The 16,603-nt window shown below is 71.1% G+C and carries 15 protein-coding genes and 1 pseudogene; 12 read left to right on the top strand and 4 right to left on the bottom strand.

The window, feature by feature from the left end:
- Window positions 1-13 precede the first annotated feature (13 nt).
- From ABZZ74_RS00080 to ABZZ74_RS00025, 12 genes are all read left to right on the top strand, one after another.
- Window positions 14-1,165: an FAD-binding oxidoreductase gene (locus ABZZ74_RS00080; protein ID WP_356760519.1), complete on the top strand. Its 1,152-nt coding sequence runs from the start codon at window positions 14-16 to the stop codon at window positions 1,163-1,165.
- Entirely contained in the window at window positions 1,162-1,464 is a 303-nt protein-coding gene (locus ABZZ74_RS00075; protein WP_356760517.1) for a (2Fe-2S)-binding protein, read from the top strand. The genes ABZZ74_RS00080 and ABZZ74_RS00075 overlap by 4 nt, the downstream gene beginning before the upstream one ends.
- The gene (locus tag ABZZ74_RS00070; protein ID WP_356760515.1) at window positions 1,457-2,857 is read left to right on the top strand and encodes an NAD(P)/FAD-dependent oxidoreductase; all 1,401 of its coding nucleotides are present in this window, start codon (window positions 1,457-1,459) and stop codon (window positions 2,855-2,857) included. Before ABZZ74_RS00075 ends, ABZZ74_RS00070 begins: the two co-directional genes overlap by 8 nt.
- Window positions 2,854-3,744, top strand: a complete 891-nt coding sequence (locus tag ABZZ74_RS00065) for a dihydrodipicolinate synthase family protein (RefSeq protein ID WP_356760514.1) — start codon at window positions 2,854-2,856, stop codon at window positions 3,742-3,744. Before ABZZ74_RS00070 ends, ABZZ74_RS00065 begins: the two co-directional genes overlap by 4 nt.
- Before the next feature lie 9 nt (window positions 3,745-3,753).
- On the top strand, window positions 3,754-4,752 hold the full coding sequence (locus ABZZ74_RS00060) for a proline racemase family protein (RefSeq protein ID WP_356760512.1): 999 nt from the start codon (window positions 3,754-3,756) through the stop codon (window positions 4,750-4,752).
- A 42-nt stretch (window positions 4,753-4,794) separates the two neighbouring features.
- Window positions 4,795-5,469, top strand: a complete 675-nt coding sequence (locus ABZZ74_RS00055) for a GntR family transcriptional regulator (RefSeq protein WP_356760510.1) — start codon at window positions 4,795-4,797, stop codon at window positions 5,467-5,469.
- A 67-nt stretch (window positions 5,470-5,536) separates the two neighbouring features.
- Complete coding sequence (locus ABZZ74_RS00050) at window positions 5,537-6,532, top strand: LacI family DNA-binding transcriptional regulator (RefSeq protein ID WP_356760508.1); 996 nt, start codon at window positions 5,537-5,539, stop codon at window positions 6,530-6,532.
- 110 nt (window positions 6,533-6,642) lie between these two features.
- Window positions 6,643-7,995, top strand: a complete 1,353-nt coding sequence (locus ABZZ74_RS00045; protein WP_356760507.1) for an extracellular solute-binding protein — start codon at window positions 6,643-6,645, stop codon at window positions 7,993-7,995.
- 5 nt (window positions 7,996-8,000) lie between these two features.
- The gene (locus ABZZ74_RS00040; RefSeq protein WP_356760505.1) at window positions 8,001-8,957 is read left to right on the top strand and encodes a sugar ABC transporter permease; all 957 of its coding nucleotides are present in this window, start codon (window positions 8,001-8,003) and stop codon (window positions 8,955-8,957) included.
- Window positions 8,954-9,814 (top strand): carbohydrate ABC transporter permease, encoded by an 861-nt coding sequence (locus tag ABZZ74_RS00035; RefSeq protein WP_356760504.1) that lies wholly within the window; start codon window positions 8,954-8,956, stop codon window positions 9,812-9,814. The genes ABZZ74_RS00040 and ABZZ74_RS00035 overlap by 4 nt, the downstream gene beginning before the upstream one ends.
- Window positions 9,815-9,844: 30 nt before the next feature.
- Window positions 9,845-11,440: an alpha-amylase family glycosyl hydrolase gene (locus tag ABZZ74_RS00030; protein WP_356760502.1), complete on the top strand. Its 1,596-nt coding sequence runs from the start codon at window positions 9,845-9,847 to the stop codon at window positions 11,438-11,440.
- A 74-nt stretch (window positions 11,441-11,514) separates the two neighbouring features.
- A complete protein-coding gene (locus tag ABZZ74_RS00025) occupies window positions 11,515-13,659 on the top strand; it encodes a discoidin domain-containing protein (RefSeq protein WP_356760501.1) in 2,145 nt (714 codons plus the stop codon).
- 104 nt (window positions 13,660-13,763) lie between these two features.
- Here the strand turns inward: ABZZ74_RS00025 and ABZZ74_RS00020 are convergent, their stop codons facing one another.
- From ABZZ74_RS00020 to ABZZ74_RS00005, 4 genes and pseudogenes are all read right to left on the bottom strand, one after another.
- Window positions 13,764-14,699 (bottom strand): PDR/VanB family oxidoreductase, encoded by a 936-nt coding sequence (locus ABZZ74_RS00020; RefSeq protein WP_356760499.1) that lies wholly within the window; start codon window positions 14,697-14,699, stop codon window positions 13,764-13,766.
- Window positions 14,696-14,872, bottom strand: coding sequence for a hypothetical protein (locus tag ABZZ74_RS00015; protein ID WP_356760498.1), 177 nt, complete (start codon window positions 14,870-14,872; stop codon window positions 14,696-14,698). Before ABZZ74_RS00015 ends, ABZZ74_RS00020 begins: the two co-directional genes overlap by 4 nt.
- Window positions 14,869-15,942, bottom strand: coding sequence for an aromatic ring-hydroxylating dioxygenase subunit alpha (locus ABZZ74_RS00010; RefSeq protein ID WP_356760496.1), 1,074 nt, complete (start codon window positions 15,940-15,942; stop codon window positions 14,869-14,871). The genes ABZZ74_RS00015 and ABZZ74_RS00010 overlap by 4 nt, the downstream gene beginning before the upstream one ends.
- Before the next feature lie 113 nt (window positions 15,943-16,055).
- Window positions 16,056-16,292: pseudogene (locus tag ABZZ74_RS00005) on the bottom strand (hypothetical protein); the annotation flags it as partial.
- Window positions 16,293-16,603 lie beyond the last annotated feature (311 nt).

The following is a 16,603-nucleotide window of genomic DNA, read 5'->3' as shown; positions in this document are numbered from 1 at the left end:
ACATAGTACTGGCGTGAGCCAGCCACTGACCTGCGATGTCGTGGTCGTCGGCGCCGGCATGACGGGCGCCGCATGTGCCCTGTACGCGGCCCGAGCGGGCCTGGACGTCGTCGTGGTGGACCGCGGTCCGGTGGCCGGCGGCACCACCGGCGCGGGGGAGGGCAACCTCCTCGTCTCCGACAAGGAGCCCGGACCGGAGCTGGACCTGGCCCTCCTCTCGCTCCGCCTCTGGGGTCAACTCGCCGAGGAACTGGGCCGGTTGATCGAGTACGAGGCCAAGGGTGGCGTAGTGGTGGCCACGTCCCCCGGCGGCCTCACCGCCCTGGAGCGCTTCGCCGCCGGACAGCGCGCGGCCGGGGTCGTCGCGCAGCCGGTCGCGGGCGGCGACCTCTACGACCTCGAACCCCACCTCGCCCCGGGCCTGCCCGGTGCCGTGCACTACCCCCAGGACTGCCAGGTCATGCCCGCCCTGGCCGCCGCCCATCTGCTGCGGGCCTCGGGCGCCCGCCTGTACACCGGCCGGACCGTGACGGACGTACTGCGCCGCCCCGACGGCACGGTCCTCGGCGTCCGCACCGACCGGGGCGACATCCACGCCCCCTCCCTCGTCAACGCGGCCGGCACCTGGGGAGCCGATATCGCCGCCCTGGCCGGCACCACCCTGCCCGTCCTCCCGCGCCGCGGCTTCGTCCTCGTCACCGAGCCCCTTCCGCGCCGGGTCCGGCACAAGGTGTACGCCGCCGACTACGTGGCCGACGTGGCCAGCGACTCGGCCGCGCTGCAGACCTCGCCGGTCGTGGAGGGAACGGCGGCGGGACCCATCCTGATCGGCGCGAGCCGCGAACGCGTCGGCTTCGACCGGTCGTTCTCCCTCCCCGCCCTGCGCTCCCTCGCCGCCGGCGCGACCCGGCTGTTCCCCTTCCTCGCCGAGGTCCGGGCCCTGCGCGCCTACACCGGGTTCCGCCCCTACATGCCCGACCATCTGCCCGCCATCGGCCCCGACCCGCGCGTCCCCGGCCTCTTCCAGGCCTGCGGTCACGAGGGCGCCGGCATCGGCCTGTCCACAGCCACCGGACATCTGATCGCGCAGGTCCTGACCGCGAAGACCCCCGACCTGGACCTCGCGCCGTTCCGGCCCGACCGCTTCGCCGAGGAGGCCCCGTGAGCTCGCCGCTCGACCTGGCCGACGCCCGCCCGGGGCCGCCCTTCACGGTCACCCTCGACGGCCGGGAGATCGAGGCCCTGCCCGGCCAGACCGTCGCCGCCGCGCTGTGGACGGCGGGCATCACCGCCTGGCGCGCCACCCGCGGCGACGGCCGCCCACGCGGCGTCTTCTGCGGGATCGGCGTCTGCTTCGACTGCCTGGTGACCGTCAACGACCGCCCCAACCAACGGGCTTGTCTGGTGCCGGTGGCTCCGGGCGACGTGATCCGTACCCAGGAGGGGACCGGCCACGATGACTGACCGACCGCACCTCGCGGTGATCGGCGCGGGCCCCGCGGGCCTCGCCGCGACCCTGGCCGCCGCGCACGGAGTCCGGGTCACGCTGATCGACTCGGCCGCGGAGGCGGGCGGCCAGTTCTACCGCCAGCCGGCCCGCGAACTGCGCGCCCGCCACCCCCAGGCCCTGCACCACCAGTGGCGCACCTGGGAGGGACTGAGGGACGGACTGCGCGGCCGGATCGGAGCGGGCCACGTACGGCACTTGACGGACCATCACGTCTGGTTCGTCGAGCGGCTGACCGAAGGTTTCGCCGTGCACGCGCTGCTCGGCCCCGAGCAGGAGGACCCCGTCACCGTCCGCGCGGACGCCGTGCTCCTCGCCACCGGCGGGTACGAGCAGGTGCTGCCCTTCCCCGGCTGGACCCTTCCCGGCGTCGTCACCGCGGGCGGCGCGCAGGCCATGCTGAAGGGCACACTGGCCGTCCCGGGCCGGGTCGCCGTGGTCGCCGGGACCGGACCCCTCCTTTTGCCGGTCGCCACCGGACTCGCCGACGCGGGGACGGAGGTGGCGGCACTCGTGGAGTCCGCCGACCCTCGGACGTTCGTACGACGGCCCCGTGCGCTGGCGACCCAGCCCGGCAAGGTCGCCGAAGGCGCGCTGTACGCGAGCCGGTTGCTCCGGCGCCGGGTACGCCCGCTCTTCCGGCATGCCGTGGTCGAGGCGCACGGCACCGACCGGGTGGAGGGCGTCACCGTCGCCGCCCTCGACGCGACGGGGCGTGTCCGACCCGGCACCGCACGCCGCATCGCCTGCGACACCCTCGCCGTCAGCCACGGCCTGCTCCCGCACACCGACCTCGCGGAGAGCCTCGGGTGCCGTCTCGACGGCAACAGCGTCCACGTCGACGACGAGCAACGCACCGACGTCCCCGGCGTCTGGGCGGCGGGGGAGGCCACCGGCGTCGGCGGCTCCGCGCTCGCGCTCGTCGAGGGACACGTCGCGGGAGCCTCGGCCGCCGCACGCCTGACCGGCACCGAGCCCGCCCCGGACGTCGCAGCCCTCAAGTCCCGCAGGAAACTACGGCAGTTCGCGGCAGTGCTGGACGACGTGTACCGGCCGCCCGAGCACTGGATGGACCAGGTCACCGACGACACCGTGGTCTGCCGCTGCGAGGAGGTGACCGCCGGCGCCGTCCGCGAGGCCGTCGGCGATCTGGGCGCGGGCGATCCGCGCACCGTGAAACTGCTGACCCGGGCCGGCATGGGCTGGTGCCAGGGCCGGGTGTGCGGACCTGCGGTCGCCGGACTCGCGGGCTGCGAACTCACCCCGTCCAGAAGGCCGTTCGCCAGGCCCGTGCCGCTCGGCGTCCTGGCCCGCGAACCCGACCACCCCACCGAGGAAGGGCCCTCATGACCGACCACCGCCCCTGGCGCGGCGTCCTCGTCGCCACGGCGCTCCCGCTCACCGACGACCTGACGGTCGACTACGACAAGTACGCCGAACACTGCGCGTGGCTCGTCGAGAACGGCTGCGACGGTGTCGTCCCCAACGGCTCGCTCGGCGAGTACCAGGTGCTCACGCCCGAGGAGCGCGCCAAGGTCGTGGAGACCGCCGTGGCCGCGATCGGCGGCGCACGTGTGATGCCCGGTGTGGCCGCCTACGGCTCGGCGGAGTCACGGCGCTGGGCCGAGCAGGCCCGTGACGCCGGCTGTGCCTCCGTGATGCTGCTGCCGCCCAACGCCTACCGCGCCGACGAACGTTCGGTGCTCGCCCATTACGCCGAGGTCGCGAAGGCGGGCGTGCCGATCGTGGCGTACAACAACCCGATCGACACCAAGGTCGACCTCGTCCCGGAGCTGCTCGCGAAACTGCACGGCGAGGGGTACGTCCAGGCCGTCAAGGAGTTCTCCGGCGATGTCCGCCGGGCCTGGCGGCTGGCCGAACTCGCCCCGGAACTCGACCTGTTGATCGGCGCCGACGACGTCCTGCTGGAGCTCGCGATCGCCGGCGCCAAGGGCTGGGTGGCGGGCTACCCCAACGCGCTGCCCGCCGCGAGCACCCAGCTGTACCGGGCGGCCGTCGACGGCGACCTGGCCACCGCCAAGAAGCTCTACGAGCAGCTGCACCCGCTGCTGCGCTGGGACTCCCGGGTCGAGTTCGTGCAGGCCATCAAGATGTCGATGGACATCGTCGGCCGGTACGGCGGCCCGGTGCGGCCGCCACGCATGCCGCTGCTGCCCGAGCAGGAGACCGAGGTCCGGGCCGCCACCGAGCAGGCTGTCGCCGCAGGCCTGGCGTAGGGAGACGTCATGCGCAGCAAACTCGTCCTGCATGCCGTCGACTCGCACACCGAGGGCATGCCCACCCGCGTGATCACGGGCGGGATCGGCACCATCCCCGGCGCCACCATGAACGAGCGGCGGCTGTACTTCCGCGAACACCGCGACGAGATCAAGCAGTTGCTGATGAACGAGCCGCGCGGCCACTCCGCGATGAGCGGCGCGATCCTCCAGCCGCCGACCCGGCCGGACTGCGACTGGGGCGTGGTCTACATCGAGGTCTCCGGCTATCTGCCGATGTGCGGACACGGCACGATCGGAGTCGCGACGGTCCTGGTGGAGACGGGCATGGTCGAGGTCGTCGAGCCGGTGACCACGATCCGCCTCGACACCCCGGCGGGGCTGGTGATCGCCGAGGTGGCGGTGGAGGGAGGAGCGGCGAAGGCGGTGACGCTGCGGAACGTGCCGTCGTTCGCGGTGGGGCTGGACCGGAAGGTGGAGTTGCCTGACGGGTCAGTGGAATATGACATGGCATACGGCGGGAACTTCTACGCCATCCTCCCCATCGACCAGCTCGGCCTCCCCTTCGACCGCGCCCACAAGGACGCCATCCTCGCCGCCGGTCTGGAACTCATGGACGCCATCAACGCCGCCGACGAACCCGTCCACCCCGAGGACCCCTCCATCCGGGGCTGCCACCACGTCCACCTCTACGCCCCGGGCTCCGACGCCCGTCACTCGCGGCACGCGATGGTCATCCACCCCGGCTGGTTCGACCGCTCACCCTGCGGCACCGGCACCAGCGCACGCATGGCGCAGCTGCACGCGCGCGGCGAACTGCCCCTGCACACCGAGTTCGTCAACGAGTCGTTCATCGGCACCCGCTTCACCGGCCGGCTGCTGGGCACCACCGAGGTGGCCGGCCGTCCGGCCGTCCTGCCCAGCTTCACCGGCCGCGCCTGGATCACCGGAACCGCCCAGTACCTGCTGGACCCGGAAGACCCCTTCCCCGCGGGATTCGTGCTGTAGGCGAGCCCCATAATGTCCGGTGACCCGAGGAGGACGATCACCATGGCCCCGCAGCGCAGCCGCCCCGCCCTGCCGTCGCTCGGCGGCAGGAAGCCCAACTTCCGGGAGAAGGTCGTGGACGTGCTGCGTGCCGCCCTGATCTCGGGTGAACTCCGCCCCGGCCAGGTGTACTCGGCGCCGGCTCTCGCCCCGCGTCTCGGTGTCTCGGCGACCCCGGTGCGCGAGGCGATGCTGGAGCTGGTGAAGGAGGGCATGGTCGAGATCGTCCCCAACAAGGGCTTCCGGGTCACCGAGGTCTCCGACAAGCAGCTCGACGAGTACACCCACGTCCGGTCCCTGATCGAGATCCCGGTGACGGTCGGCCTGGCGACCACCGCCGAGCCGGCCGACGTCGAGGCACTCCGCCCCGAGGCGATGGAGATCGTCACCTCCGCCACCAAGGGCGACCTCATCGCCTACGTCGAGGCCGACCTGCGGTTCCATCTGGGACTGCTGGCGCTGGCGGGGAACGACCATCTTGTGGAAGTCGTACGGGACTTGCGGCAGCGTTCGCGCCTGTACGGGCTGACGGCTCTCGTCGAGGCGGGACGGCTGGAGGCCTCCGCGCAGGAGCACCTCGAACTCCTCGACGCCCTGCTCGCCCGGGACCCCGAGCGCACCCGTGAGGTGATGACCCGTCACCTCGGACACGTCCGGGGCCTGTGGGCCGCCCACTGAGCCGCTGTCGCCGGCAGGCGGCCCGGCTACGCAAGCCATTTGCGTTCCTTGCGCTATTCTTGCGTTCATGACGCGACGACTTGCTGAGGTGGCGAAGAAGGTCGGGGTCAGCGAGGCCACGGTCAGCCGGGTACTCAACGGCAAACCGGGTGTCTCCGAGGCCACCCGGCAGGCGGTGCTCAGCGCCCTGGACGTCCTCGGCTACGAGCGGCCCACCCAGCTGCGGGGTGAGCGTGCCCGGCTCGTCGGTCTCGTCCTGCCCGAGCTGCAGAACCCCATCTTCCCGGCCTTCGCCGAGGTGATCGGCGGGGCGCTCGCCCAGCTGGGCCTCACGCCGGTGCTGTGCACCCAGACCAAGGGCGGTGTGTCCGAGGCCGACTACGTGGACCTGCTGCTGCAACAGCAGGTCTCCGGCGTCGTCTTCGCCGGCGGCCTGTACGCCCAAGCCGACGCCCCGCACGACCACTACCGCCGGCTCGCCGAGCGCAACATCCCGGTGGTGCTGGTCAACGCGTCCATCGACGACCTCGGCTTCCCGGGCGTCTCCTGCGACGACGCCGTGGCCGTGGAACAGGCCTGGCGGCATCTCGCCTCGCTCGGGCACGCGCGGATCGGGCTGGTGCTGGGGCCCGCCGACCATGTGCCGTCGGCCCGCAAACTGGCCGCCGCCCAGGCCCTCGGCGACCTCCCCGAGGAGCATGTCGCACGGGCCATGTTCTCCATCGAGGGCGGTCACGCGGCCGCATCCCGGCTGATCGACCGCGGTGTCACCGGCTTCATCTGCGCCAGCGACCCGCTCGCCCTCGGTGTCATCCGGGCCGCCCGCCGCAAGGGGCTGGACGTGCCGGGCCGCATCTCCGTCGTCGGTTACGACGACTCCGCGCTGATGAACTGCACCGAGCCGCCCCTGACCACCGTCCGCCAGCCGATCGAGGCCATGGGGCGCGCTGCCGTGGAGCTGCTGAACGCGCAGGTCGGCGGCGGTTCCGTACCCGCCGAAGAGCTGTTGTTCGAGCCGGAGTTGGTGGTGCGCGGCTCGACCGCGCAAGCTCCTCGTCCCTGAGATCCCATCAGCTGTCGAATAATTACAGATTCTGCGCGACATCTTGCGGAGGGATGTCGGCGGTGCTTGAGTGTGCGGCGCCCACCGCTCCTGCCACGAGGGGTCCACCGATGAGAAGCACCGGGTTCCGCCGTACGTTCGTCGCGCTCAGCGTCTGTTCCTCACTCGCCCTCGCCGCCACCGCCTGCGGGTCCGGTGACGACGGCACGGCGAGCGGGAAGACCCGCATCACCGTCAACTGCGAGCCGCCCAAGAGCGCCAAGGTCGACCGCGGCTTCTTCGAGCAGGACGTCGCGTCCTTCGAGAAGCGGCACCCGGACATCGACGTCGTCGCGCACGACGCGTTCCCCTGCCAGGACCCCAAGACCTTCGACGCCAAGCTCGCCGGCGGGCAGATGGAGGACGTCTTCTACACGTACTTCACCGACGCCAGGCACGTCGTCGACATCCGTCAGGCGGCCGATCTCACGCCGTACATCAAGGAGTTGAAGAGCTACGACTCCATCCAGAAGCAGCTGCGCGACATCTACACCGTCGACGGGAAGATCTACGGCGTCCCCCGCACCGGCTACTCGATGGGCCTGATCTACAACCGCAAGCTCTTCCAGAAGGCCGGCCTGGACCCCGACCGGCCGCCCGCCACCTGGGACGAGGTCCGCGCCGACGGCAAGAAGATCGCGGCCCTCGGCGACGGCACCGTCGGATACGCCGACTACAGCGCCCAGAACCAGGGCGGCTGGCACTTCACCGCCGAGCTCTACTCCCAGGGCGGCGACGTCGTCAGCGCCGACGGCAAGAAGGCCACCATCGACACCCCCGAGGGACACGCCGTCCTGCAGAACCTGCACGACATGCGCTGGACCGACGACTCGATGGGCAGCAAGCAGCTCCTGGTCATCAACGACGTGCAGCAGATGATGGGTTCGGGCAAGCTCGGCATGTACCTCTCCGCCCCGGACAACATCCCGATCCTCGTGAAGGAGAAGGGCGGCAACTACAAGGACCTCGCGCTCGGTCCGATGCCCGGCGGCAAGGGCACGCTCATCGGCGGCGACGGCTACATGTTCAACAAGCACGACACGCCCGCCCAGATCCGCGCAGGCCTGAAGTGGCTCGACCACATGTTCCTCACCCCGGGCACCGGCTTCCTCGGCGACTACGCCCGCGCCAAGAAGGCGAACGCCCCCGTCGGACTGCCCGAGCCGCGCCTGTTCACCGGCGCCGCCGACGCCAAGGACCAGCAGGTCAAGAAGGCCAACGCCAATGTCCCGGTGGCGAATTACCAGGCCTTCCTCGACGGCAACCACAGCCTTCAGCTGAAGATCGAGCCGCCGGACGCCCAGCAGATCTACTCCGTCCTCGACTCCGCCGTCTCCGCCGTCCTCACCAAGAAGGATGCCGACATCGACCAGCTCCTCAAGGACGCCTCCGGCAAGATCGACGGCATCCTGGCCCGGGGCTGACGGCCATGACGAAGACGGCCGAGCGGCAGCGGACCAGGACGGCCGTCGCCCCCACGGTCCCGGCGCCGTCCCCGGCAGGGGACCGGGGACGGCGCCGCCTCGCCGACCAGGCGCGCGCCTACGCCTTCCTCCTCGGCGGCCTGATCTGCTTCGCCCTTTTCTCCTGGTACCCGGCGATCCGTGCCGTCGTGATCGCCTTCCAGAAGTACACGCCGGGCTCGTCGCCGGAATGGGTCGGCACCGCCAACTTCACCCGCGTCTGGCACGACCCCGAATTCTCCGCGGCCTGGCGCAACACCCTGACCTTCACGCTCCTCGCCCTGCTGATCGGCTTCGCGATCCCCTTCGTGATGGCCCTCGTCCTCAACGAACTCCGGCACGCGAGGGCGTTCTTCAGGATCGTGGTCTATCTGCCGGTGATGATCCCGCCGGTGGTCAGCGCCCTGCTGTGGAAGTGGTTCTACGACCCCGGAGCCGGCCTCGCCAACGAGGCGCTGCGCTTCCTGCACCTGCCCACCTCGAACTGGTCCAACGGCGCCGACACCGCGCTGGTCTCCCTGGTCCTCGTCGCCACCTGGGCCAACATGGGCGGCACGGTCCTGATCTACCTCGCCGCCCTGCAGTCCATCCCCGGCGAGCTGTACGAGGCGGCCGAGCTGGACGGAGCCAACCTGCTGCAGCGCGTACGGCACGTGACGATCCCTCAGACGCGTTTCGTGATCCTGATGCTGATGCTCCTTCAGATCATCGCCACCATGCAGGTCTTCACCGAACCGTTCGTGATCACCGGTGGCGGCCCCGAGAACGCCACCGTCACCGTGCTCTACCTGATCTACAAGTACGCCTTCCTCTACAACGACTTCGGCGGTGCCTGCGCCCTCAGCGTCATGCTCCTGGCGCTGCTCGGCGCCTTCTCCGCCGTCTACCTGCGCCTGACCCGCTCCGGGGAGGAGGACGCGTGAGCACCCGGACCCTGATCTCCCCGGCGACCCTGGCCCGCCCCCGCGGCAAGGCCCTCTACTGGACGGTCTTCACCGCCGTCGTCCTGCTCTTCGCCCTCGCCTTCCTCTTCCCCGTGTACTGGATGGTGACCGGCGCGATGAAGTCGCCGGACGAGATCGCGCGGACCCCACCGACCCTCGTCCCCGACCACTGGCACCTCGGCGGCTACACCGACGCCTGGGACCTGATGCAGCTCCCGCGGCACCTGTGGAACACGGTCGTCCAGGCGGCCGGCGCCTGGGCCTGCCAGCTGGTGTTCTGCACCGCGGCCGCCTACGCCCTCTCCCGGCTCCGGCCCGCCTTCGGCAGGCTGATCCTCGGCGGCATCCTCGCCACCCTCATGGTCCCGGCGCAGGCCCTGGTCGTACCGAAGTACCTCACCGCGGCGGACCTGGGACTGCTCAACAAACCCCTCGCCATCTGGCTGCCGGCCGTCGCCAACGCCTTCAACCTCTATCTGCTCAAACGGTTCTTCGACCAGCTACCGCGCGATGTGCTGGAGGCCGCCGAGATGGACGGCGCCGGAAAATTGCGCACGCTCTGGTCGATCGTGCTGCCCATGTCCCGGCCGGTGCTGGGGGTGGTCTCGATCTTCGCGCTCGTCGCCGTCTGGCAGGACTTCCTCTGGCCGCTGATGGTCTTCTCCGACACCGACAAGCAGCCCATCAGCGTGGCCCTCGTCCAGCTGTCGCAGAACATCCAGCTCACCGTGCTCATCGCCGCGATGGTCATCGCCAGCATCCCGATGGTCGCGCTCTTCCTGGTCTTCCAGCGGCACATCATCGCCGGGATCAGCGCGGGCGGCACCAAGGGCTGACGCCCTCCCTCCGACAGAAAGGCACGCACCGTGGGACCGTCCCGCCATGCCCGCAAGGAGTGGTGGCGCTCCGCCGTCATCTACCAGGTCTACGTCCGCAGCTTCGCCGACGGCGACGGCGACGGCACCGGCGACCTCGCGGGCGTCCGCGCCAGACTGCCGTACCTCGCCGAACTCGGCGTGGACGCCCTGTGGTTCAACCCCTGGTATCAGTCGCCGATGAAGGACGGCGGCTACGACGTCGCCGACTACCGCGCCGTCGACCCGGCCTTCGGCACCCTCGCCGAGGCCGAGAAGCTGATCGCCGAGGCCCGGGAACTCGGCATCCGCACCATCGTCGACATCGTGCCCAACCATGTCTCCGACCAGCACCCGTGGTTCCGGGCCGCGCTCGCCGCCGGACCCGGCAGCCCCGAACGCGAGCTGTTCCACTTCCGGCGCGGACGCGGCGAGCACGGCGAACTGCCGCCCAACGACTGGCCGTCGCAGTTCGTCGGCTCCACCGAGCCGGTGTGGAAGCGGCTGCCCGACGGCGACTGGTACCTCCACCTGTTCACACCCGAGCAGCCGGACCTCAACTGGGCCCATCCGGCCGTCCGACAGGAGCACGAGGACATCCTGCGCTTCTGGTTCGAGCGGGGTGTCGCGGGCGTCCGCATCGACTCCGCCGCCCTGCTCGCCAAGGACCCCGACCTCCCCGACCTCGCCGACGCCCCCGACCCCCACCCCTTCGTCGACCGCGACGACCTCCACGACATCTACCGCTCCTGGCGGGCGGTCGCCGACGAGTACGACGGCATGTTCGTCGGCGAGGTGTGGCTCCCCGACGCCGAACGCTTCGCCCGCTACCTCCGCCCCGACGAACTGCACACGGCCTTCAACTTCTCCTTCCTGTCCTGCCCTTGGGACGCCGGCCGGCTGCGCACGGCCATCGACACGACCCTCGCCGAGCACGCCCCCGTCGGCGCCCCCGCCACCTGGGTGCTCTGCAACCACGACGTCACCCGCACGGTCACCCGCTACGGCCGCACGCACACCGGCTTCGACTTCGCCACGAAGGCCTTCGGCACCCCCACCGACCTCGCCCTCGGCACCCGGCGCGCCCGCGCGGCGGCCCTGCTCTCGCTCGCCCTCCCCGGCTCCGTCTACCTCTACCAGGGCGAGGAACTGGGCCTGCCCGAGGCCGACATCCCCCGCGACCGCATCGAGGACCCGATGTACTTCCGCTCCGGCGGCACGGACCCGGGGCGCGACGGGTGCCGGGTGCCGCTGCCGTGGGCGGCCGAGGCGCCGTACGCCGGATTCGGCGGGGAGCCCTGGCTGCCGCAGCCCGCCGACTGGCCCGAGTACGCGGCCGACCGCCAGGCCGCCGACCCCACCTCGATGCTGAGCCTGTACCGGGCCGCGATCGGGCTCCGGCCGGCGTTCGGCGACGGCCCGCTCACCTGGCTGCCCGCGCCCGAGGGCGTTCTCGCCTTCGCCCGCGCGGAGGGCGCCCTGTGCGTCGTGAACCTCGCCGACGACAGCGCCGTCCTCCCGCCCCACACCGAACTCCTGTTGAGCAGCGGCCCGTTGGACGCGGACGGCCGGCTGCCCACGGACACGGCGGTCTGGCTGCGCGGCTGAGACCGCACCCCGCTGTCCCCGCACCCCCACCCCGAAGGGATCGGCACATGTCCAGGTCCAGATCTGTCAGGCGCATGCCAGCGATCGGGGCGGTCGTCGCCCTCGCGGCCGGCACGCTCGTCACCCTCGCTCCGGCCGCCCACGCGGCCGCCGGCGCCACCCTGCCCTTCACCTCCGTCGAGGCCGAGTCCGCGACGACCACGGGTTCGAGGATCGGCCCCGACTACACCCAGGGCACCCTCGCTTCCGAGGCCTCGGGGCGCCAGGCCGTGCGTCTCACCTCCGGCCAGCGCGTCGAGTTCACCGTGCCGCGCGCGGCCAACGCCGTGAACCTCGCCTACAGCGTCCCCGACGGCCAGTCCGGTTCGCTCGACGTGTACGTCAACGGCACCAAGCTCGCCAAGACGCTCCCGGTGACCTCCAAGTACTCGTACATCGACACGGGTTGGATCCCGGGCGCCAAGACGCACCACTTCTTCGACAACGCCCGCATGCTGCTCGGCCAGAACCTCCAGCCGGGCGACAAGGTCGCCTTCCAGTCGACTGGCACACAAGTCACCGTCGATGTGGCCGACTTCGAGCAGGTCGGCGCCGCGGCCACCCAGCCCGCGGGCTCCGTCTCGGTCACCTCCAAGGGCGCCGACCCCAGCGGCAACGGCGACTCCACCCAGGCATTCCGGGACGCGATCACCGCCGCCCAGGGGGGAGTGGTCTGGATCCCGCCCGGCGACTACAGGCTGACGTCCTCGCTCAGCGGCGTCCAGAACGTCACCCTGCAGGGCGCCGGCAGCTGGTACTCCGTGGTCCACACCTCGCGCTTCATCGACCAGTCCAGCTCCTCCGGCAACGTCCGCATCAAGGACTTCACCGTCATCGGCGAGGTGACCGAGCGGGTCGACTCCAACCCGGACAACTTCGTCAACGGCTCGCTGGGGCCGAACAGTTCGGTCTCCGGGATGTGGATCCAGCACATGAAGGTCGGCCTGTGGCTGACGGGGAACAACGACAACCTCGTCATCGAGAACAGCCGCATCCTCGACACCACCGCCGACGGCATCAACCTCAACGGCACCGCGAAGGGCGTCCGCGTCCGGAACAACTTCCTGCGCAACCAGGGCGACGACGCGCTCGCCATGTGGTCGCTGTACTCGCCCGACACCGACTCCAGCTTCGAGAACAACACCGTCTCGCAGCCGAACCTCGCCAACGGCATCGCGATCTACGGCGGCACCGACATCGCGGTCAGGAACAACCTGGTCTACGACACCAACGCCCTCGGCAGCGGCATCGCGATCTCCAACCAGAAGTTCCTGGACCCCTTCTCCCCGCTCGCCGGCACGATCACGGTCGACGGCAACACCCTCGTCCGCACCGGCGCCATGAACCCCAACTGGAGCCACCCCATGGGCGCGTTGCGCGTCGACTCCTACGACAGCGCCGTCAATGCCACGGTGAACATCTCCAACACCACCGTCACCGACAGCCCGTACAGCGCCTTCGAGTTCGTGTCGGGCGGCGGACAGGGCTACCCGGTCAGGAACGTCACCGTGGACGGCGCGACCGTGCGGGGCACCGGTACGGTCGTCGTCCAGGCGGAGGCCCAGGGCTCGGCCACCTTCCGCAACGTCACGGCGACGGGCGTCGGCGCCGCGGGAATCTACAACTGCCCCTACCCGGCGAACTCCGGCACCTTCGTCCTCACCGACGGCGGCGGCAACTCCGGCTGGAGCAGCACCTGGGCGGACTGCTCGACCTGGCCGCAGCCCGGCCAGGGCAACCCCGACCCCGACCCGAACCGCAACCTGGCCAAGGGTCGTCCGGCCGGCGCGACCGGCTCACAGGACGTCTACACACCCGGCAAGGCCGTCGACGGCGACGCGAACAGCTACTGGGAGTCGACCAACAACGCCTTCCCGCAGTCCTGGACCGTCGACCTGGGCTCCTCCTACGCGGTCCGCCGACTGGTGCTGAAGCTGCCGCCGTCCTCCGCCTGGGGCGCGCGCACCCAGACCATCACCGTGCTCGGCAGCACCGACGGTTCGGCCTACTCGACCGTCCTCGGCGCCACCGGCTACCGCTTCGACCCGGCGACCGGCAACACGGCGACCGTCGCCCTGCCGAGCGGTACGAACCTGCGCTGGCTCAGGTTGTCGGTGAGCGCCAACACCGGCTGGCCCGCCGGGCAGTTCAGTGAGGTGGAGGCGTATCTGACGTCGTGAGCACGTCCTTCGCACCCCCGCGCTTCGCCGCCTGGATCTGCTCGTCCACAGGGGTCCGCGGCTCGGCGAAGCGCGGGGGCGGCGCTTCCTTTCGGCGGTGGCGGTCAGAGGTCGAGCACCAGCCGCCTTCCCCGGCAGCGCGAGACGCAGATCATCATGGTCTCCCCGCTCTCCCGCTCCTCCTCCGTGAGCACGGAGTCCCGGTGGTCCGGGGTGCCCTCCAGCACGTCGGTCTCGCAGGTGCCGCATGTGCCCTCGGTGCAGGAGAACAGCACCTCGACCCCGGCGGCCCGGACGGCGTCCAGCACGGAGACGTCCGGGGCGACGGTCACCGTACGCCCGCTCTGCGCCAGCTCCACCTCGAACTCGCTGTTCTCACCGGCCGGTTGGTCCTTCGGCGAGAACCGCTCCACCCGCAGCCGGTCGGCCGGGCAGCGCTCCTCGACCGCGTCCAGCAGCGGCCCGGGACCACAGCAGTACACGAGCGTGCCCTCGGGGAGGTCGGCCAGCACGGAGGCGAGATCCAGCAGCCCCGTCTCGTCCTGCGGGGCGACGGTCACCCGGTCGCCGTACCGCGCCAACTCCTCGGTGAACGCGATGGAGTCACGGGTCCGTCCGCCGTACAGCAGGCTCCACTCGGCGCCCGCCGCCTCCGCCGCGGCCAGCATCGGCAGGATCGGGGTGATGCCGATCCCGCCCGCGACGAAGCGGTAGCGGGGCGCCGGCTCCAGCCGGAAGTGGTTGCGCGGGCCGCGCACCCGGACCTTGTCGCCCTGCCCCACCTGCTCGTGCACATGGGCGGATCCGCCACGTCCGTCCGGCTCCCGCAGCACGGCGATCCGCCACGCCGAACGGTCCGCGGGATCCCCGCACAGCGAGTACTGCCGCTCCAGCCCGGGGCCGAGCACCACGTCGACATGGGCGCCCGCCTCCCAGGCCGGCAGATCCTCGCCGAGCGGGTGGCGCAGGGTGAGGGCGAGCACGCCGTCGGCCGCGAACTCCCTGCGGTCGACGACGAGTTCGGCTTCGTACACGGTCATGAGTCGCTGCTCTCCTGGGGCCGGTGACCTTCGGGATGGGCGAGCATCCACTCCCACATCTCGACCGGGTCCTGGGCGGTGTGCTCGGCGCCGCAGTGACAGGTGCCGTGCAGCACGTCGGTGCCCGGCATCCAGTCGATGCGGTAGATCTCCCCGGTGGCGCCGGTGCTCACAGGACCTTCTCCACGGGCTTGTCGCCCTCCTCGACCAGGCGGGCGAGGATGCGGCGGGCGGCGAGACCGCCGGTGTCGATGTTGATGCTCAGCTCCTGGTAGCCGGTGCGCTCGGTGCCGAGCGTCCTCTGCAGCAGGTTGAGCGCGTCGACGTCCTGCATCACCACGGTGTGGTTGTTGCCCCGCAGGAACTCGGTGACCTCGGCGTCCTCGGTCGCCCAGTCCCGCGAGACCATCCAGAAGTCGTACACGTGCCCGTCGGAGGACGGGGTGATGGCGTACGTGATCTCGGTGTGGAAGCCGTTCGGGTCACTGCCGTCGGCCTCGGGCACCACGCCCACCGGGGCGATCCGGCTGTGCAGCAGGTACAGGCAGGGAGCGTGGTACTCGATGTCCTGCCACCGCGTGATCCGCCCCTCGATACCCGTCGACTTCGCGTAGAACGGCGGGCACGCGGCGTCGTCCATGTGCCGGCTCACCCGCACGATGCCGGCGCCCTCGTCGACCTCGGTGGTGATCGGGGTCTCGGCGACCTCGGGGGTGCCGATGTAACCGCCGTGCAGATACGTCTCGTGGGAGAGGTCGAGGAGGTTGTCGACCAGCAGGCCGTAGTCGGCGTCGATCGGCTCCATGCCGCGGACGGTGACCCAGCCGGGGGAGTCGAGGTGCTTGGCGCGCGGGATGGTCTGCGGGTCGGCGAGCTGCGGGTCGCCGATCCACACCCACACCAGCGAGTCCTGCTCGACGACGGGGTAGGAGGCGACGCGGGCGGTGCGCGGTATCCGCTTCTGCCCCGGCACGTAGACGCAGGTGCCGGTGGTGTCGTACGTGAACCCGTGGTACCCGCACACGATCCGGTCGCCGTCCAGCCGGCTCGGCTTCTCGTGCAACGGGAACCGCCGGTGCACACAGCGGTCCGCGAGCGCGACGGGCGCCCCGTCCTCCTCGGTCCGGTAGAAGACGAGCGGCTCCCCGAGAATGGTCCGCCCGAGCAGCTCCTCCCGCCCGACCTCATGACTGTAGGCGGCGACGTACCACTGGTTCCTGGCGAAGGCGGTCGTGTGCGGCATGGATGCGGCTCCCGTCTCTGGGTGATGGCCACATCGTCGGGACGGGCCGCCCGGGGGCGCAACACGGCTTCCGCGTCACGGAAGAGTGCTTGGAAAGCGCCTGGTGAGAGCGGTCATGGCGGGGGCCGTGGTGCCGTTGTCGGGCCTGCGGGTGGGGCCACCGGAAGCAGGAAGTAGCAGCCCTTGTGGTCGTCGTCGCGCACGACGGGGTGAACAGCGAAGCCGAGCCGCAGCTTGAGGTGGTGATTTCCCGTGTTCTCGCCGGCGCTGTGCGATCTGATCTGGTGGCATCCTTTCGCACCCGCCGCCTCGATGACCGCGCGCTGCAGGGCCGTACCCACGCCCGTCCGGCGCGACCGCTCCCGCTAATGAGGGCCCTCCTCGGGTGGAAAGCGTTTTCCGACGCCCCGCACCGGTCGGCCGGCTGCGGCTGGCCCATGGCGTCAGTCGGAAAGACTCCGCATCCGGTCCCACCACTCGTCTGTGAACTGCGGTCTTCCGGGTACTCGCGCGCCAGTGAAAAGGGCCGGACTCCCGGCCCCAGGACGAGAGCGACGGGAGGTGACGGCCGTGTCGAGCACCCAGCGATCCGCGCCCGGGCCGGACCACGGCGCGCACCCCTCCGGCCAGGAGCCGGTGAGCGAGCTGGTGCAACGGGCCT

Origin of the sequence: Streptomyces sp. NPDC006476 (assembly GCF_040612015.1) — a bacterium.
GTDB classification, from domain to species: Bacteria; Actinomycetota; Actinomycetes; order Streptomycetales; family Streptomycetaceae; genus Streptomyces; species Streptomyces griseorubiginosus_B.
Note: the sequence above shows the minus strand (reverse complement) of the source record. Positions and strands in the feature narration are given on the sequence as shown.